This window comes from Kitasatospora sp. NPDC051853 (assembly GCF_044452665.1).
Lineage (GTDB): Bacteria > Actinomycetota > Actinomycetes > Streptomycetales > Streptomycetaceae > Kitasatospora.
Genome location: NZ_JBITBY010000005.1, coordinates 435,946 through 449,905, shown reverse-complemented (window position 1 = coordinate 449,905; position 13,960 = coordinate 435,946). Strand labels below are relative to the sequence as shown.

At 74.3% G+C, this 13,960-nt stretch carries 16 protein-coding genes; 9 read left to right on the top strand and 7 right to left on the bottom strand.

Features of this window, described 5'->3' with window-relative positions; genetic code table 11:
* Window positions 1–98 precede the first annotated feature (98 nt).
* On the top strand, window positions 99–659 hold the full coding sequence (locus ACIA8O_RS17470) for a helix-turn-helix domain-containing protein (RefSeq protein WP_396294701.1): 561 nt from the start codon (window positions 99–101) through the stop codon (window positions 657–659).
* A gap of 25 nt (window positions 660–684) precedes the next feature.
* On the opposite strand, the gene ACIA8O_RS17465 is transcribed toward ACIA8O_RS17470, so the two are convergent.
* Window positions 685–1,344: a phosphotransferase family protein gene (locus tag ACIA8O_RS17465; protein WP_396294836.1), complete on the bottom strand. Its 660-nt coding sequence runs from the start codon at window positions 1,342–1,344 to the stop codon at window positions 685–687.
* A gap of 142 nt (window positions 1,345–1,486) precedes the next feature.
* Between ACIA8O_RS17465 and ACIA8O_RS17460 the strand changes: the two genes are divergently transcribed.
* Together ACIA8O_RS17460 and ACIA8O_RS17455 are read left to right on the top strand one after the other, a co-directional pair.
* A complete protein-coding gene (locus tag ACIA8O_RS17460; protein WP_396294700.1) occupies window positions 1,487–2,428 on the top strand; it encodes a hypothetical protein in 942 nt (313 codons plus the stop codon).
* 100 nt (window positions 2,429–2,528) lie between these two features.
* Window positions 2,529–3,440 carry a DUF2199 domain-containing protein gene (locus tag ACIA8O_RS17455; protein ID WP_396294699.1) on the top strand — a complete coding sequence of 304 codons (912 nt, stop codon included), beginning with the start codon at window positions 2,529–2,531 and terminating at the stop codon, window positions 3,438–3,440.
* Between the two features lie 226 nt (window positions 3,441–3,666).
* Here ACIA8O_RS17455 and ACIA8O_RS17450 read toward each other — a convergent pair whose 3' ends face one another.
* Window positions 3,667–3,894: an e9imm peptide gene (locus tag ACIA8O_RS17450; RefSeq protein ID WP_396294698.1), complete on the bottom strand. Its 228-nt coding sequence runs from the start codon at window positions 3,892–3,894 to the stop codon at window positions 3,667–3,669.
* A 123-nt stretch (window positions 3,895–4,017) separates the two neighbouring features.
* Here ACIA8O_RS17450 and ACIA8O_RS17445 point away from each other — a divergent pair, with 123 nt between their 5' ends.
* Entirely contained in the window at window positions 4,018–4,722 is a 705-nt protein-coding gene (locus ACIA8O_RS17445; RefSeq protein WP_396294697.1) for a hypothetical protein, read from the top strand.
* 55 nt (window positions 4,723–4,777) lie between these two features.
* Here ACIA8O_RS17445 and ACIA8O_RS17440 read toward each other — a convergent pair whose 3' ends face one another.
* On the bottom strand, window positions 4,778–5,647 hold the full coding sequence (locus ACIA8O_RS17440) for a siderophore-interacting protein (RefSeq protein WP_396294696.1): 870 nt from the start codon (window positions 5,645–5,647) through the stop codon (window positions 4,778–4,780).
* 32 nt (window positions 5,648–5,679) lie between these two features.
* A complete protein-coding gene (locus ACIA8O_RS17435) occupies window positions 5,680–6,732 on the bottom strand; it encodes an ABC transporter substrate-binding protein (protein ID WP_396294695.1) in 1,053 nt (350 codons plus the stop codon).
* A 222-nt stretch (window positions 6,733–6,954) separates the two neighbouring features.
* On the opposite strand from ACIA8O_RS17435, the gene ACIA8O_RS17430 reads away from it, so the two are divergent.
* The 4 genes from ACIA8O_RS17430 (at window position 6,955) to ACIA8O_RS17415 (ending at window position 10,431) form a co-directional block, all read left to right on the top strand.
* Window positions 6,955–7,992 carry a FecCD family ABC transporter permease gene (locus ACIA8O_RS17430; RefSeq protein ID WP_396294835.1) on the top strand — a complete coding sequence of 346 codons (1,038 nt, stop codon included), beginning with the start codon at window positions 6,955–6,957 and terminating at the stop codon, window positions 7,990–7,992.
* Window positions 7,989–9,044: a FecCD family ABC transporter permease gene (locus tag ACIA8O_RS17425; RefSeq protein ID WP_396294694.1), complete on the top strand. Its 1,056-nt coding sequence runs from the start codon at window positions 7,989–7,991 to the stop codon at window positions 9,042–9,044. Before ACIA8O_RS17430 ends, ACIA8O_RS17425 begins: the two co-directional genes overlap by 4 nt.
* Window positions 9,041–9,898 (top strand): ABC transporter ATP-binding protein, encoded by an 858-nt coding sequence (locus tag ACIA8O_RS17420; RefSeq protein WP_396294693.1) that lies wholly within the window; start codon window positions 9,041–9,043, stop codon window positions 9,896–9,898. The genes ACIA8O_RS17425 and ACIA8O_RS17420 overlap by 4 nt, the downstream gene beginning before the upstream one ends.
* 182 nt (window positions 9,899–10,080) lie before the next feature.
* Entirely contained in the window at window positions 10,081–10,431 is a 351-nt protein-coding gene (locus ACIA8O_RS17415) for a hypothetical protein (protein WP_380150450.1), read from the top strand.
* Between the two features lie 89 nt (window positions 10,432–10,520).
* Here the strand turns inward: ACIA8O_RS17415 and ACIA8O_RS17410 are convergent, their stop codons facing one another.
* Complete coding sequence (locus tag ACIA8O_RS17410) at window positions 10,521–11,516, bottom strand: LLM class flavin-dependent oxidoreductase (protein ID WP_396294692.1); 996 nt, start codon at window positions 11,514–11,516, stop codon at window positions 10,521–10,523.
* A gap of 200 nt (window positions 11,517–11,716) precedes the next feature.
* Between ACIA8O_RS17410 and ACIA8O_RS17405 the strand changes: the two genes are divergently transcribed.
* The gene (locus ACIA8O_RS17405; protein ID WP_396294691.1) at window positions 11,717–12,343 is read left to right on the top strand and encodes a histidine phosphatase family protein; all 627 of its coding nucleotides are present in this window, start codon (window positions 11,717–11,719) and stop codon (window positions 12,341–12,343) included.
* Window positions 12,344–12,422: 79 nt separating this feature from the next.
* On the opposite strand, the gene ACIA8O_RS17400 is transcribed toward ACIA8O_RS17405, so the two are convergent.
* The gene (locus tag ACIA8O_RS17400) at window positions 12,423–13,130 is read right to left on the bottom strand and encodes a response regulator (RefSeq protein ID WP_396294690.1); all 708 of its coding nucleotides are present in this window, start codon (window positions 13,128–13,130) and stop codon (window positions 12,423–12,425) included.
* Window positions 13,127–13,954: a sensor histidine kinase gene (locus ACIA8O_RS17395; RefSeq protein WP_396294689.1), complete on the bottom strand. Its 828-nt coding sequence runs from the start codon at window positions 13,952–13,954 to the stop codon at window positions 13,127–13,129. The genes ACIA8O_RS17400 and ACIA8O_RS17395 overlap by 4 nt, the downstream gene beginning before the upstream one ends.
* Between the last annotated feature and the right edge of the window lie 6 nt (window positions 13,955–13,960).

The following is a 13,960-nucleotide window of genomic DNA, read 5'->3' as shown; positions in this document are numbered from 1 at the left end:
TGGCCTCTCACGGTGTGTCAGGACGTTGCCGGCGCCCAGCCTGGGGCCGCGGGCCCCGTCGTGCCCAGGTGCTTTGCCGTTCCTGCAAGGATGACCCCGTGGACGCGGAACTCGAAGAGGTACTGGACGCCATCGGCCCCCGGCTGCGCACCCTGCGCCGCGACCGGGGCCTCACCCTGGAGGCGCTCGCCGAGACCACCGGCATCTCGGTCAGCACACTCTCCCGCCTGGAGTCCGGCAAGCGACGCCCCTCCCTCGAACTCCTCATCCCGCTGGCCCGGGCCCACCGGGTGGCCCTGGACCAGCTGGTCGCCGCCCCCGCCAGCGGCGATCCGCGGGTCCACCTCCAACCGGTCCACCGCCACGACGGCAGCGTGGTCGTCCCGCTCACCCAGTACCCGGGCCGGGTGCGGGTGTTCAAGCAGGTGCTGGCCCCGCGCGAGCCCAAGCTGGTCACCCACGGCGGCTACGAGTGGCTCTACGTCCTGGCCGGCACCGTCCGCCTCATCCTGGGCGAGGGCGAACTGACGCTCCGTCCGGGCGAGGTGGCCGAGTTCGACACCAGCGAGCCGCACTGGTTCGGCCCGGCCGACGACCACCCCGTCGAGGTCCTCCACCTCTTCGGCCCCCAGGGCGACCAGGCCGTGCTGCGCACCTGACCGGCCCGGCCGCCCGCTGCTGCGCTCACTCCGTCCAGGCGGCGGTGGCGGCGACCCGGTCGCGCCACTGCCGCGAGGCGGGGCCGCCGGGGGCCCAGCGTTCGCAGAAGCGCTCCAGCTCGGCGCAGCGCGTGAGCATGGCGGCGCGCCGCTCCGCCCAGGCCGGGACTGGCACCGGTCCGTCGTAGGCGGCGAAGAAGTCCCGGAGGGCGGGGCGGTGTCCGGGATGGTGCATCCGCACGATCCACTCGCACCAGGCCAGGTCCTCGACGGGCGCGCCCGGGTGGGCGAACTCCCAGTCGAGGACGGCGGTGACCTGACGGGTCGCCGGGTCCAGCAGGACGTTGTTGGGCCCGAAGTCGCCGTGCACCAGCACCTGGCCGGGGCCGAGGGCGGGAGTGGCGGGCCGCAGCCGGTGGATCCGTCCCAGCAGGGTGCCGCAGGCGGCCAGTACTTCGGCGGCGTGGCCCTCGTCCAGCAGGTCCTGGCCGGGGCGGCCGGGGAGCAGGGCGAGGGTGAGGGAGCCCTCGTCCGCCGCGAGGACGGGCGGGACGGGCAGCTCCCCGGCCAGGCAGGCCAGCAGCTCGCGTTCCCGGGCCAGTCGTGGCCCGGCGTCCGGCCCTTCGTAGGTCTTGCGGACGTGCGAGCCGTCGCCGACGGTGTGGTTGGTGTAGCCGTGTCTCATCCGTTGCACCGGCCGATGATGGGGCGTCAGCCACCGCCGGTGCCAACGAGTTCCGGTCCCGGAGCTGCCCCGGGGGTCAATTATCGTCAGAATGACGTTAATGGGGTAGGCTCCCCGTCACCGACGACCGAAGGGGCCGGACATGGACGTGCGCATGATCCTTGACCGCGACAGCGTGCACGCGGGTGACGACGTGTCATCGCACGAGCTGGACCACCGGGTGCCGGGTGACCGGACCCTTCGCGAGTTCGCCGGGCGGCTCCCGCAGCCGGGGTTCGTCCCGACCCGCGGCACCTGGGCGGTGTACCAGGTACTCGGTGCCGAGCATCCGTTCGAGGGGTTTCCGCCCCGCAGCGATGCGATAACGACCGTGCCCCTCGCGGTCATCGCCCGGAAGTCGGGTGCGCTGCGCTACCACCTGGACCCGGAGACCCCGCTGTCGGCCCTGGCCGGTGAGGGCGGCCGGGTGTCGGTCTTCTGCCGCTCGTGCCGGAACCAGGACGCCGACGAGGCGTTCGCGGTGATGGCGGAGGGCGGGGCGCCGGGCCCCGTCCACGGCGAGCTCCACCAGGCCATGGCCACGCTTTTCTGGGCCGCGGACGACGCTGCCCGGCTTCCGGGGCGTCAGGACCGGGACCAGGCGAAGGTCTTGGGGAAGCGGGTCGACGCCATGTTCAAGGGCGGGCCACGGGCCCGGGCCGGGTTCCGGGCCTACCTGCGGCGCGAGGTGCGGGGGGCGGTGGTGCTGCCGGGGGTCTACCTCGACCGGCCGGTGAGCAGGGAAGGCCTGGACGGGATCCTGCGCGACCTGATCGCCTGGGAGGAGGACGGCCGTGTGGACGTCTTCTCGGTGGCCTACCACGCGGCCTTGACCCTGCGTGAACAGGGCCGCTACCAGGTGGCGTTCAGGCTGGAGGGCCTCACCGCGGCGGCGCTCCGGGGCGGCAGCCAGGAGTGGACGGCGTTCGCGGAGCACCTGGACGCGCTGCGCAGCCGGGAGGCGGGCCCGGCCCTGTCGGTGCTCCTCGCCGAGCTCGCCGTCCTGGCCGCGCGCACCACCCCGCCCGGGCCGCCGTCCTCCTGAGGGCCGCCCCGGTCGGGCTCGGGTGTGCCCGACCGACGGGCAGCCGGGGCGCGCTGCCCCGGCGGTCCGGGAGGTGGGGGCCTGCCCTACGCTGCATGCCGTGATCGCGAACCCTGCCCCCACCTGCTCGTGCTGCGGTACCCCGGTGCCCGACCAGGAGCAGATCGATGTCCGCTTCGGGCTGCCCGACGCCGCGCTGGAGGTCCCGGAGGAGGCCCGGCACAAGGCCGGGGTCGCCGCCCTGCTGCGGGTCGACGGCGTGGGGAGCTTCATCCGCTGTCTGCTGCCGGTCCGGCTCACCGGCGGGACCGAGCTGGTGGTCGGCACCTGGCTGCGGATCGGTGACGAGGACCTGGACCACGCCCGCCGGAGCTGGGGAAGGCCGGCCTACCGGGAACTCGCCCTCCGGGGCACCATGGCCAACGCGATCGAGCCCTGGGGCGCGGACCTCCACGGAGCCCCGGCCACCGTCGTGGTGCGCGACCCCGACGAGATCCCGTACGTCGACGCCAGCGACGACGCGGTGCTGCACCGCGTCCTCACCACCACCTGGGACCGCGACGACGTCCTCTCCCGGGTGGGCGATCCCCTGCCGGTGCCCGTCCGCACCCCGTTGAACGAGCGCTGGTCCGTCGAACGCACCGGTGGTCTCTCCGCCGCTGTCGTGGACAACACGCACCGCTTCACCGGACCCGGCCGCACCGTGCACGCCGACGTGTTCGCCGACCGGCTGCGCCGCGGCCCCGAGGAGTTCCTCGCCGCGTTGCTGAACGGCGCACCCGCCGTACCGCCGGAGCAGCGGATCACCGAGGACGTCCCGGACGGGATCCGGCACGCCTTCTGGACCGCCGCCACGCACAACGGCCGTACCCAGTACGAGCTGTACGGCTTCACGGTGCACCGCAGCGGCACCGCGGTCGGGGTCGTCTGCCTGTGGGACGAGCCGGACGACCTCGCCTGGGCGCAGCACGTCTGGCGGTCGGTCCGCAGCGAGGATGCGGCGACCGGTTAGCGGTTCGGCTCCGCCGGAGCTGTCCGGCCGGTCATGTGACCGGCTCGGTTGTGGCTCGTCGGTCTGGGGACGGGGCGGGATCGGCGGGGGATGTGTCGGATGCCGAGTGGGGACGGTTGCGGCCGTGCCTGCCGGTGAGCAACGGCCGTTGTGGCCGGTGGCGGGACCATCGTCGGCACGATCACCGCTGCCGCACTCGTCATCCGGCTCCACACCTGAGGCCGTTTCACAGCGCGAACGGCTCATAGGCCAGAGCCCGGTCAAGCACCTCCGCAGCGGTTGCCGCCTGCCCGTCCTCGGGCCAGAAGATCAGACCGGACACGTAGCCGGCCGGGCAGGCGAGAGCCCTGTCCAGCCGGTCCAGCACCCGCGTCATCTCGTCCTCGTCGCACTCAACGTCCATGACCTTCTGCACCAGCGTGATCGCTGTCTCACGAGTCATCGGCAACTGCACCACCCTTCATGAGCAGCAGCACCCTACTCACGCATGATCAGCCGCCCAGTCCGGTGGCCACCCACCCGCGGCGGCACGGTGGGTGTCCGGCTGCCTCGGTTCTGGAGGTGTGATCATGGGCCGATGGAGCATTCCAACCCGTTCAACGTCCTTTCCCTTCGCCATGTCCCCGCGGATCCGGGGTCATGGCGGCCGTCGGCGCGGATCCGTTTGATGATCGACGGGGTGGACGTAGTGGAGACGATCTACCCCGACAGCGATTCGAGCCTCTTTCACGAGATGCTGATCGGCCCGCCCGAAACGTGGCCGCTGAGGGCGGGCGGTGAACCGCGGCGGGTCGAGCTTTCGAACAACTACTGCGATACCGGCTGCTGCGGGGGTGTCTTCGTGACCATGGAGCGGTGTGGTGGTCTGGTGGTGTGGACGTGGGAGAACACCGACGACATCCGGGTGCGGTTGCCACCGGACTCCCACTTCGACGCAGAACTGTACGACGCCGAGCTGGACCGCTTCGCCGCCGACCACAGTTGGGAGGAACCGGTCGACACCGCCGCACGCCTCCTTGCCCGGGAGCTGGCCGTCCTCGACTGGTACCGGCGTTGGAACTGCCCGCCCCCGCCCCCGGGCCTCGGCGTTTCTGTCGGCGGCCGTGGCGAGAAGGCCCACATCGCGATGCGGTTCCGCGTCGAGGACTCGTTCCCCTCGACGGCCTGGCGCCACTACACCATGGCCGTCACCGGGAACGAACCCGTCGAGGACCAGGTCCGCCGGTTCGCCGAACGTATCGCCGGCTCCGACCCGCGTACGTCCGCACAGCCCGGCGCATGACGGGCCGGACAGCTCCTGGCGGTTCGGCTCCGCCGTCGCCGAGGCCCGAGTCGCGTCAGGCGTCGGAGGCGGCGGCCTGCGCCGCAGCTTCCGCGGCCGCCTGGGCCTCGGCGATGGCCTCGGCGCGCAGTTGTTCCTCGGAGGAGCCGAGGCGCCAGTAGCCGGTGAACTCCACCGACTTGCGGTCGAAGCCGCGTTCGCCGACCAGGTGGCGGCGGATCGAGCGGACGGCGGCGGCCTCGCCGGCCACCCAGGCGTACGGGGTGCCCGCCGGGAGTTCGGCGGTGCGGAGGGCGTCCAGGGCCGGGCCGGGGCGGGTGCCGTTGCGGACCAGCCAGTGGATCTCGGCCTCGGCGGCGGTGGTGAGGTCCAGGCGGTCGTCCTCGGTGGGGACTTCGAGGTAGGCGAGGGCCCGGGTCCCGGCGGGGAGCCACTCCAGGATGGCGGCCGCGGCGGGGAGGGCCGTCTCGTCGGCGGTGAGCAGGATCCAGTCGGCCCCGGCCGGGGGGCGGAAGCCGACGCTGGTGTTGTCCTCGACGGCCGGGCCGAGCAGCAGCGCCCGGTCGCCGGCGGTGGCCCGGCCGGCCCAGGCGGAGGCCGGGCCGGTGTCGCCGTGCAGGACGAAGTCCACGTCCACTTCCGGGAGTTCGGGGCGGGCGGCGCGCACGGTGTAGGAGCGCATCACCGCCCGCTGCTCCTCCGGCAGTGCCCGCCAGGCCCGGAACCAGCCCTCGCCCTCCTCCACCGGGACCACCGGCTCCGGCTGGCCGGGGTGCGGCAGGAAGAGCGAGAAGCTCTGGTCCCGTCCGCCGGAGGCGAAGCCGGCCAGCGCCGCCCCGCCGAAGGTGACCCGGAGCAGCGAGCTGCTCAGCCGGGTGGTGCGGACGACCTCGGCGGGGAAGAAGGCGAAGGGCTGGTCGGACATCGTGGTGTACCTCCGGAAGGTGCGAGCGGGCGTCAGGAGAGCTTCTTGGCGCTCTCGATGGCCTTGGCCAGGTCCTCCAGCAGCGGGGCGGCACCCGCGTAGGAGAAGCGCGGGACGGCGTCCCACGGGGTGATCTGGTTGGCCTTGACGGCCGGGAGCTGGGCCCAACCCGGCTTGCCGGCGAGGTCCTTGGGCTGGAGGGCGGTGGAGCGCTTGTCGAGCAGCAGCAGGTCGGCCGGGTACTTGCCGGCGTTCTCCCAGCTGAGCGACTCGAAGTAGCCGCCCTGGTCCAGCTTGTCCGGGACGACGATGTCGACGCCGAGCTCCTTGAAGTACATGAGGTCGGTGCTCATGGCCGGGGCGGAGGCGTAGAAGATGTCGGCGGCGCCCGAACAGGCCAGCACCTTCAGGCCGTTGGCGGCCTTGGCGGCCTGGCGCAGCTTCTCGGCGGCGGCCTCGAAACGGGCCTTGGCGTCGGTGACCTCCTTGGCCTTCAGGTCGGCGCCGAGCGAGGCGGCCAGCTCCGCGTAGCGGCGGATCGGCTCGGGCAGCGGCACCCGGCCGGTGGTGATGGCGACCTGCGGGGCGAGCGGCAGGATCTTGTCCTTGCTCTCCTCGGGGACGTACCAGAGCTGGTCGGCGTCGTACATGTGGGTGACCAGCAGGTCGGGGCGCAGGGCCGCGTACTTCTCGATGCTGAACTCGCCCCAGGCGTTGCCGATGATCTCGATCCTGCCCAGGTCGAGGTTGCCGGCCTGCGGGTCGGGCTTGCCGTCGGTGCCCTTGGTCTCGCCGAAGACGCCGACGATCTGGTCCCGGACGCCGAAGTCGTGCAGCGCGGCGGCGGTGCCGGTGAAGGCGACGATCCGCTTCGGGGCCGACTTGGCGGTGACCTCCTTCTTGCGGTCGTCGGTGAACGACCACGGACCGGAGGCGGCGCCCGCGCCGGAACCGGAACCCGCGGCGGAGGAGGAGTCCTTGGAGCCGGAGCTGCCGCAGGCGGCGAGCACCGCGCCGAGGCCGACGGCGCCGGAGGCGGCGAGCAGACCGCGGCGGGTGAGGTGGGCGGGACCGGCGTGCGTCATGGCGGTGACTTCTCTCGTACGGGCGCGGTGGAGCGGGGAGACGGGGAGGGCCGCGGAGGGCACGCCCGCATTCGGGGGCATGCGGGCGTGCCGCAGCGGGCGGGCCGGGGGTACCGGGAGGACCCGGAGCACCGGCCGCCGATCGTTAGGTTAGCCTAACCATTGTTACTGTCCATCAGGGCGGGGTACCCCCCTGAACTGCACCGGAGTCCGCACGTGTCCTTGACCAAGTCGCCACCGCTGGCCGCGGCGGGCGCCCCACGGCCGCCGGGGCGTCAGGCCCGGCGCGCCGCCGGGCTGTTCGCGGCCCTGCTCCTGCTGCTCCTCGTCCTGGTGCTGAGCCTGGCGGTCGGGGCGAGGCAGTTGGGCCCCGGCGAGGTCTGGCGGGGGCTCACCGAACAGGGCTCGCCCGGCTGGACGGTGGTGCACGAGATGCGCCTGCCGCGCACCCTGCTCGGCCTGCTGGTCGGCTGCGCGCTCGGCCTGGCCGGCGGCGTGATGCAGGCGCTGACCCGCAACCCGCTGGCCGACCCCGGGCTGCTCGGCATCAACGCCGGCGCCTCGGCCGCGGTCGCCTCCGCCATCACCTTCCTCGGCGTCAACTCCTTCGGCGGGTACGTCTGGTTCGCCCTCGGCGGCGCCGCCGTGGTCTCCGCGGCGGTCTACGCCGTCGGCGGCGGCCGCACCGCCACCCCCGCCCGGCTGGCCCTGGCCGGCTCCGCGCTGAACGCCGCGCTCTACTCCTACGTGATGGCCGTGATGCTGCTGAACGCGGCCTCGCTGCAGCAGATGCGGTTCTGGACGGTCGGCTCGCTGGCCTCCGCGCAGACCTCCACCGTGCTGAAGGTGCTGCCCTTCGTCGCGGTCGGCACGCTCCTCGCCCTGGCCCTGGCCCAGCCGCTCAACGCCCTTGCCCTGGGCGAGGATTCGGCCCTCGCGCTCGGCGCCCGGCCCGGCCGGGTGCGGGCCGGCGCGATCCTCGCCGTCGGCCTGCTCTGCGGCGCGGCCACCGCCGCCTGCGGCCCGATCGTCTTCGTCGGCCTGCTGGTCCCGCACCTGGTGCGCGCGGTCACCGGCCCGGACCTGCGCTGGCTGCTGCCCTACTGCGCGGTGCTGGCCCCGGTGCTGCTGCTCGGCTCGGACGTGCTCGGGCGGGTGCTCGGGCGCCCCGGCGAGCTCCAGGTCGGCATCGTCACGGCCGTGCTCGGCGGCCCGCTCTTCCTGCACTTCGTCAGGCGGCCGAAGGCGGTGCGGGCATGAGCACCCCTCAGAAGGCCGGCCGGCTGCGGACCCTGCGCGTCGCCGAGCTGTCCGTGCGCCTGCGCCCGCGCGCGCTGGTGGCGTTCGCCCTGGTGCTGGCCGCGGTGCTGGTCCTCGCCGTCCTGGCGATCGGCACCGGCGACTACCCGATCGCCCCCGCCGAGGTGGTCCGCACCCTGCTCGGCGACGGCGCCCCCGCCCAGGACTTCATCGTCCACGAGCTGCGGCTGCCCAGGGTGGCCACCGCGCTGCTGGTCGGCGCCGCGCTGGCGCTCTCCGGCGCGCTCTTCCAGTCCCTGGTGCGCAACCCGCTCGGCAGCCCCGACATGCTCGGCTTCACCCAGGGCGCCTCCACCGGCGCACTGGTGGCGATCGTGCTGCTCGGCGGCGGCACCTTCGCGCTCTCGGCCGGCGCCGTGCTGGGCGGCGTGCTCACCGGAGTGCTGATCCACCTGCTCGCCTGGCGCGGCGGCGTGCACGGCACCCGGCTGGTGCTGATCGGCATCGGCGTGATGGCCGTCCTCACCGGCGTCAACGGCTACCTGCTCACCCGGGCCGAACTGGTCGACGCCTCCCGGGCGATGCTCTGGCTCACCGGCAGCCTGGACGGCCGCGGCTGGGACCAGGCCGGACCGCTCGCCCTGGTGCTCGCCGTCCTGCTGCCGGCCGTGCTGGTCGGCGCCGGGCGGGCGCTGCGGCTGCTGGAGATGGGCGACGAGGCCGCGTCCGCGCTGGGCGTGCGGGTGCAGGGCGTACGGCTGCTGCTGCTCACCGCCGCCGTCCTGGTCGCCGCCTTCGCGGCGGCCGCCGCCGGGCCGGTCTCCTTCGTCGCCCTGACCGCCCCCCAGCTCGCCCGCCGCCTCTCCCGCGCCCCCGGCCCGAACCTCGGCGGCGCGATGGCCGTCGGCGCGGCCCTCACGGTCGGCGCCGACCTGCTCGGACAGCACCTGGTCGACGGCCGCCAACTGCCGGTGGGCGTGGTGACGGGCGTGCTCGGCGGCGGCTACCTGGTGTGGCTGATGGCCACCGAACGCAAGGCAGGACGGATATGACGGCCCGACAGGAAGAGACCACCAAGGTGACCACCGCTCTCACCACCGCCCCCTCCACCGCCCCCTCCTCCCGGCTCGCGGGGCAGGGACTGACCCTCGCCTACGAGCAGCGCACCATCGCCGAGGGCCTGGAGGTGGCGATCCCGGACAACTCCTTCACCGTGATCGTCGGCCCCAACGCCTGCGGCAAGTCCACCCTGCTGCGCGCCCTGGCCCGGGTGCTCAGGCCCAAGGCCGGCCGGGTGCTGCTGGACGGTGCCGACATCGCCTCGCTGCCGCCGCGCACCGTGGCCCGCACCCTCGGCCTGCTGCCGCAGACCTCCATCGCCCCGGACGGCATCACCGTCGCCGAGCTGGTCTCCCGCGGCCGCCACCCGCACCAGGGCCTGCTGCGGCAGTGGTCCCGCGAGGACGAGCGGATCACCGACGAGTCGATGGCCGCCACGGGCGTCCTGGAACTGGCCGACCGTCAGGTGGACGAGCTCTCCGGCGGCCAGCGCCAGCGGGTCTGGATCGCCATGGCACTGGCCCAGCAGACCCCGCTGCTCCTGCTGGACGAGCCGACCACCTACCTGGACATCGCCCACCAGATTGAGGTGCTCGACCTCTGCGCCCGCCTGCACGAGGAGCAGGGCCGCACCCTGGTCGCCGTCCTGCACGACCTCAACCACGCGGCCCGGTACGCCACCCACCTGATCGCCATGCGCGACGGCCGGGTGCTCGCCGAGGGCGACCCGGCCGAGATCGTCACCGCGGCTCTGGTGGAGGAGGTGTTCCGGCTGCCCTGCCGGGTCATCGAGGACCCGGAGACCGGCAAGCCCCTGGTCATCCCGGCGGCGCGGGCCCGGACCTGACACGGTCTCCACTCTTTGGTGTAGACCAAATGGTTGAGTCCAATCCGGCGTGCTACCGCACAGGGTTGACCCGGTGGTGCCCGAAGTAGCCCGCTCGTTCGATGACGCGGCCATGGCCAACTGGAAGTCTCTGGTCCCGCAAGCACCGCTCATCGGAACACCGGAAACGGGAAGGCACCTCCATGAAGCTCCGTGCACTGGGCCTGGCCACCACGCTGGCCGCCTCCGCGTTCATCACCGTCGCGACCGGCACCGCCGCCCACGCCATCGGCTGCGGCTCCACGCCGGCCGCGGTCAGCCCCAAGACCGCCACCGTCGACGGCCCGTACAACTCCTACAACCTCTACAACGGCCCGGCCACCAACTGTGGCACCCACGGCTCCCCGGTGCCGGACCGCTCCGGTGCCACGGCCCTCTGCTCGGCCAACATCACCGGCACCACCTGGTACTACATGGACACGGTGAGCGGCAAGGGCTGGATCTCCTCGGCCAACGTCAAGCTCTACAGCGGCTACCCGGGCGTGTGCAAGTGAGGTCCGTCTGACACCCCGTCGGACCTCCCGACCTCGGGACCACGAACGGCCCGCCGGTGCACCGGCGGGCCGTTCGTCGTCCCCGGCAGCTACTCCAGGGCCTCGGCGATCCGGCGGAGCGTGGTGCGGTGCACGGCCGGGTCGTGGGCGCCGGTGGTGACCAGTACCTCCTCGGCGCCGGTCAGGTCGACCAGGTGGTCGAGTTCGGCCCGGACCTCCGCCGCCGTCCCGGCCACCTGACCGGCCACCGTGCGGTCGAAGAGGTCCTGCTCACGGGCCGTCAGGGCGGCCGCGCGGACCCGTTCGGGGGAGGGCAGCGCGGGGAAGGCGCCGTCGGAGCGGGAGCGGACGATCGCCCAGGCCTCGGGCGCCAGCAGGTCGCGGGCTTCGGCGGCGGTGTCCGCCACCGCGACGGGAGCGGCGAGCAGCACGCGCGGCTCCGCGCACCAGGGGGAGGGGCGGAAGGCCTCCCGGTACTCGGTCACCATGCCGAGCAGACGGTCCCGGTCGTGCAGCCCGCCGACCACCACCGGCAGCCCGGCCCCGGCCGCGATCCGGCCGCCCTCGCCCATCGCCAGCACGTACGGCGGCACCCGCTCGACGTCGTCCGGCCGGACCCGCACCCGGGGGTGGCGGTCCGTCGTCCCCGCGCCCAACCAGTCGAGCAGTTCGGCGAGTTGGGCGGGGAAGGCGTCCGCCGCCTCCCGCCCGTGGCCGAGCGCCTCCTGGATCGCCTTGGTGAACCCGACCGAGCGGCCCACCCCGAGGTCGATCCGGCCGGGGAAGAGGGCCGACAGCACGCGGAATTGCTCGGCCACCACCAGCGGCCGGTGGTTGGGCAGCATCACGCCACCGGTGCCGATCCTGATCCGCCCGGTCCGCGCGGCGACCGCCGCCGCCAGCACCGTCGGCGCCGACCCGGCGATGCCGGGCACCCCGTGGTGCTCCGAGAGCCAGAACCGGTGGTACCCGGCCTCCTCGGCCGTCACCGCCGTCCGCACCGTCTCGCGCAGCGCCTCCGCGGCCCCGCGCCCCTCCTGGACGTGGGAGCGGTCCAGCACCGAGAACCTGTACCTGGTACCCATGCCGCGAGTCTACGAGGGGCGGACGTCCGGTCGGTGCGTGGACGGTGCTCCAGGGGGCGGCGGGCTGGGCCGGGAGGGGGACGGTGGCGGTCCGGGCCCGCGTGTCCGCTGCTGCCGGGCGGGCGGCTGGCCTTGGATGGTGGCCGGGTGCGCCGCCCCGGCGAACGCCGTGCCGGACGCCTGCCGCAGGAGGAGGAGCGATGTCGGCGACCGAGGGACCCCGGCTCCTGATGGCCCGTCACGGGCTCACCGAGTGGGCCCGGACCGGACAGCACACCGGCCGCACCGACCTGCCGCTGCTCCCGCTCGGGGAGCGGCGGGCCCGGCTGCTCGGGGAGCGGCTGCGCGCCGCCCCCTGGGACGGCCTCCCCGGTGCCGAGGTCCGCACCAGCCCGCTCGCGCGGGCCCGCCGGACCTGCGAACTGGCCGGCTTCGCCGACCGGGCCACCGTCTGGGAGGCACTGGCCGAGGTCGACTACGGCGCGTACGAGGGCCTGACCACCGCGCAGATCCGACAGCGGCGCCCCGACTGGCAGTTGTGGCGCGACGGCACCCCGGGCGGAGAGGACCCGGAGGCGATCGGCGCCCGCGCCGACGCCGTGGTGGCCTGGGCCAGGGAGGGCAGCGGCGACCGGCTGGTCTTCGCGCACGGCCACGTGTTGTGCGCCGTCGCGGCCCGCTGGCTCGGGCAGCCCGTGGGGTTCGCCGCCCGCCTGCGCCTGGGCCCCGCCTCGCTGTCCGTCCTCGGGGTGCAGCACGGCGTCCCCGCACTGCTGCGCTGGAACGACGACGCCCACGTCCAGGCGGACGAGGACGGCCGCGACTGAGCCCGGGCCGCGACTGAGCCCGGGCCACGAGTGAGCCCGGGCCGCGCCGCGGCCGTCACCGGGCCGGCCGGCGCACGAACTACGCGGGCCCGTGATGCACACACCCCGCCCCCTGCACCCCCGCGGCCGGGGTGACCAGGCCGGATTCGTAGGCGAGGACGACGGCTTGGGCGCGGTCGCGGAGGCCCAGCTTGGCGAAGATGCGGGCGACGTGCGTCTTGACGGTGGCTTCGCTGAGGGTGAGGTGGCGGGCGAGTTCGGCGTTGGAGAGGCCGCCGCCGAGGAGGGTGAGGACCTCGCGCTCGCGGGTGGTGAGGGGGGTGAGGTCGGGGTGCGGGGCGGGTGGGGAGAGGGGGTTGGCGAAGCGTTCGACCAGGCGGCGGGTGATGGAGGGGGCGAGCAGGGCGTCCCCGGTGGTGACCAGGCGGACGGCGTTGGCCAGGTGTTCGGCGGTGACGTCCTTGAGGAGGAAGCCGCTGGCCCCGAAGGAGAGCGCGCCGTAGACGTAGTGGTCCAGGTCGAAGGTGGTCAGCATGACCACCTTGGTGGCGGGCGCCTCGGCCAGGATCTGCCGGGCGGCGGCCAGGCCGTCCAGGACGGGCATCCGGATGTCGAGCAGGACGACGTCGGGCCGGGTGCGGCGGACGGCGGCCACGGCCTCGGCGCCGTCGGCGGCCTCGGCCACCACGTCGATCCCACGGGCCGTCAGGATCAGCCGGAAGCCGGTGCGGATGAGCTCCTGGTCGTCGGCGATCACGACCCGGGGAGCGGGAGGAGGGGTGGTCACGGGCGGTCCAGGGGGATGCGGGCGCGGACCCGGTAGCCGCCGCCGAGGCGGCGGCGGGCGTCGAGGTCGCCGCCGTGGACGGCGACCCGCTCGCGGAGGGCGGTCAGGCCGTGGCCGGTGCCGTCCACGGCGGGGGTCGGGCGGGGGCGGGGCGCGGAGCCGGTGAGCACGCTGGGTCCGCCGTTGAGGACCTCCACCCGCAGGGCGTGGTCGGTGTAACGGATCGTCACGTCGGCCCGGCTGCCGTCGCCGTACCTGAGCGCGTTGGTCAGGGCCTCCTGGACGATCCGGTAGGCCGTGACGTCGATGCCGGCCGGCAGCGGGCGCGGCTCGCCGGAGATCCGGACCTCGACCGGCAGACCGGCGAAGGCGATCCGGTCCACCAGGGAGCCGAGCCGGTCCAGCCCGGGCTGCGGGGTGAGGGGCGCGGCGGGGTCCTCCGGTTCGGACCCGTCCTGGGGCGGGGCCAACAGGCCGAGCAACTGGCGCAGTTCGGTCATGGTGCCGCGCCCGGCCGCCTCGACGGCGGCCATCGCGGCGGCGGCCTCCTCGGGAAGGGTGGCCAGCACCTCGCGGGCGGCGCCGGCCTGCACCACCATCAGGCTCACGTTGTGGCTCACCACGTCGTGCAACTCGGCCGCGATCCGGGCCCGTTCGGCCCGGACGGCGCCCTCGGCCGCGGCCGCCCGTTCACGCTCCAGCAGCCAGCCGCGCTCCTCCAGCACGGTGCGGTGCAGCCGCCGCGCACGGCGCAGCGCGAGCGCCAGGGCGGCGGCCGCGAGCACCGGCACGGCGACCGCCACGGTCACTCCCAGCCCCCACATGACCGC

Excerpts from the sequence above, each read along its gene's own strand:
- ACIA8O_RS17465 (WP_396294836.1), bottom strand. The coding sequence starts at position 1,344 with ATGAGACACGGCTACACCAACCACACCGTCGGCGACGGCTCGCACGTC.
- ACIA8O_RS17460 (WP_396294700.1), top strand. The coding sequence starts at position 1,487 with ATGGACGTGCGCATGATCCTTGACCGCGACAGCGTGCACGCGGGTGAC.
- ACIA8O_RS17445 (WP_396294697.1), top strand. The coding sequence starts at position 4,018 with ATGGAGCATTCCAACCCGTTCAACGTCCTTTCCCTTCGCCATGTCCCC.
- ACIA8O_RS17440 (WP_396294696.1), bottom strand. The coding sequence starts at position 5,647 with ATGTCCGACCAGCCCTTCGCCTTCTTCCCCGCCGAGGTCGTCCGCACC.
- ACIA8O_RS17435 (WP_396294695.1), bottom strand. The coding sequence starts at position 6,732 with ATGACGCACGCCGGTCCCGCCCACCTCACCCGCCGCGGTCTGCTCGCC.
- ACIA8O_RS17425 (WP_396294694.1), top strand. The coding sequence starts at position 7,989 with ATGAGCACCCCTCAGAAGGCCGGCCGGCTGCGGACCCTGCGCGTCGCC.
- ACIA8O_RS17420 (WP_396294693.1), top strand. The coding sequence starts at position 9,041 with ATGACGGCCCGACAGGAAGAGACCACCAAGGTGACCACCGCTCTCACC.
- ACIA8O_RS17415 (WP_380150450.1), top strand. The coding sequence starts at position 10,081 with ATGAAGCTCCGTGCACTGGGCCTGGCCACCACGCTGGCCGCCTCCGCG.
- ACIA8O_RS17410 (WP_396294692.1), bottom strand. The coding sequence starts at position 11,516 with ATGGGTACCAGGTACAGGTTCTCGGTGCTGGACCGCTCCCACGTCCAG.
- ACIA8O_RS17405 (WP_396294691.1), top strand. The coding sequence starts at position 11,717 with ATGTCGGCGACCGAGGGACCCCGGCTCCTGATGGCCCGTCACGGGCTC.
- ACIA8O_RS17395 (WP_396294689.1), bottom strand. The coding sequence starts at position 13,954 with ATGTGGGGGCTGGGAGTGACCGTGGCGGTCGCCGTGCCGGTGCTCGCG.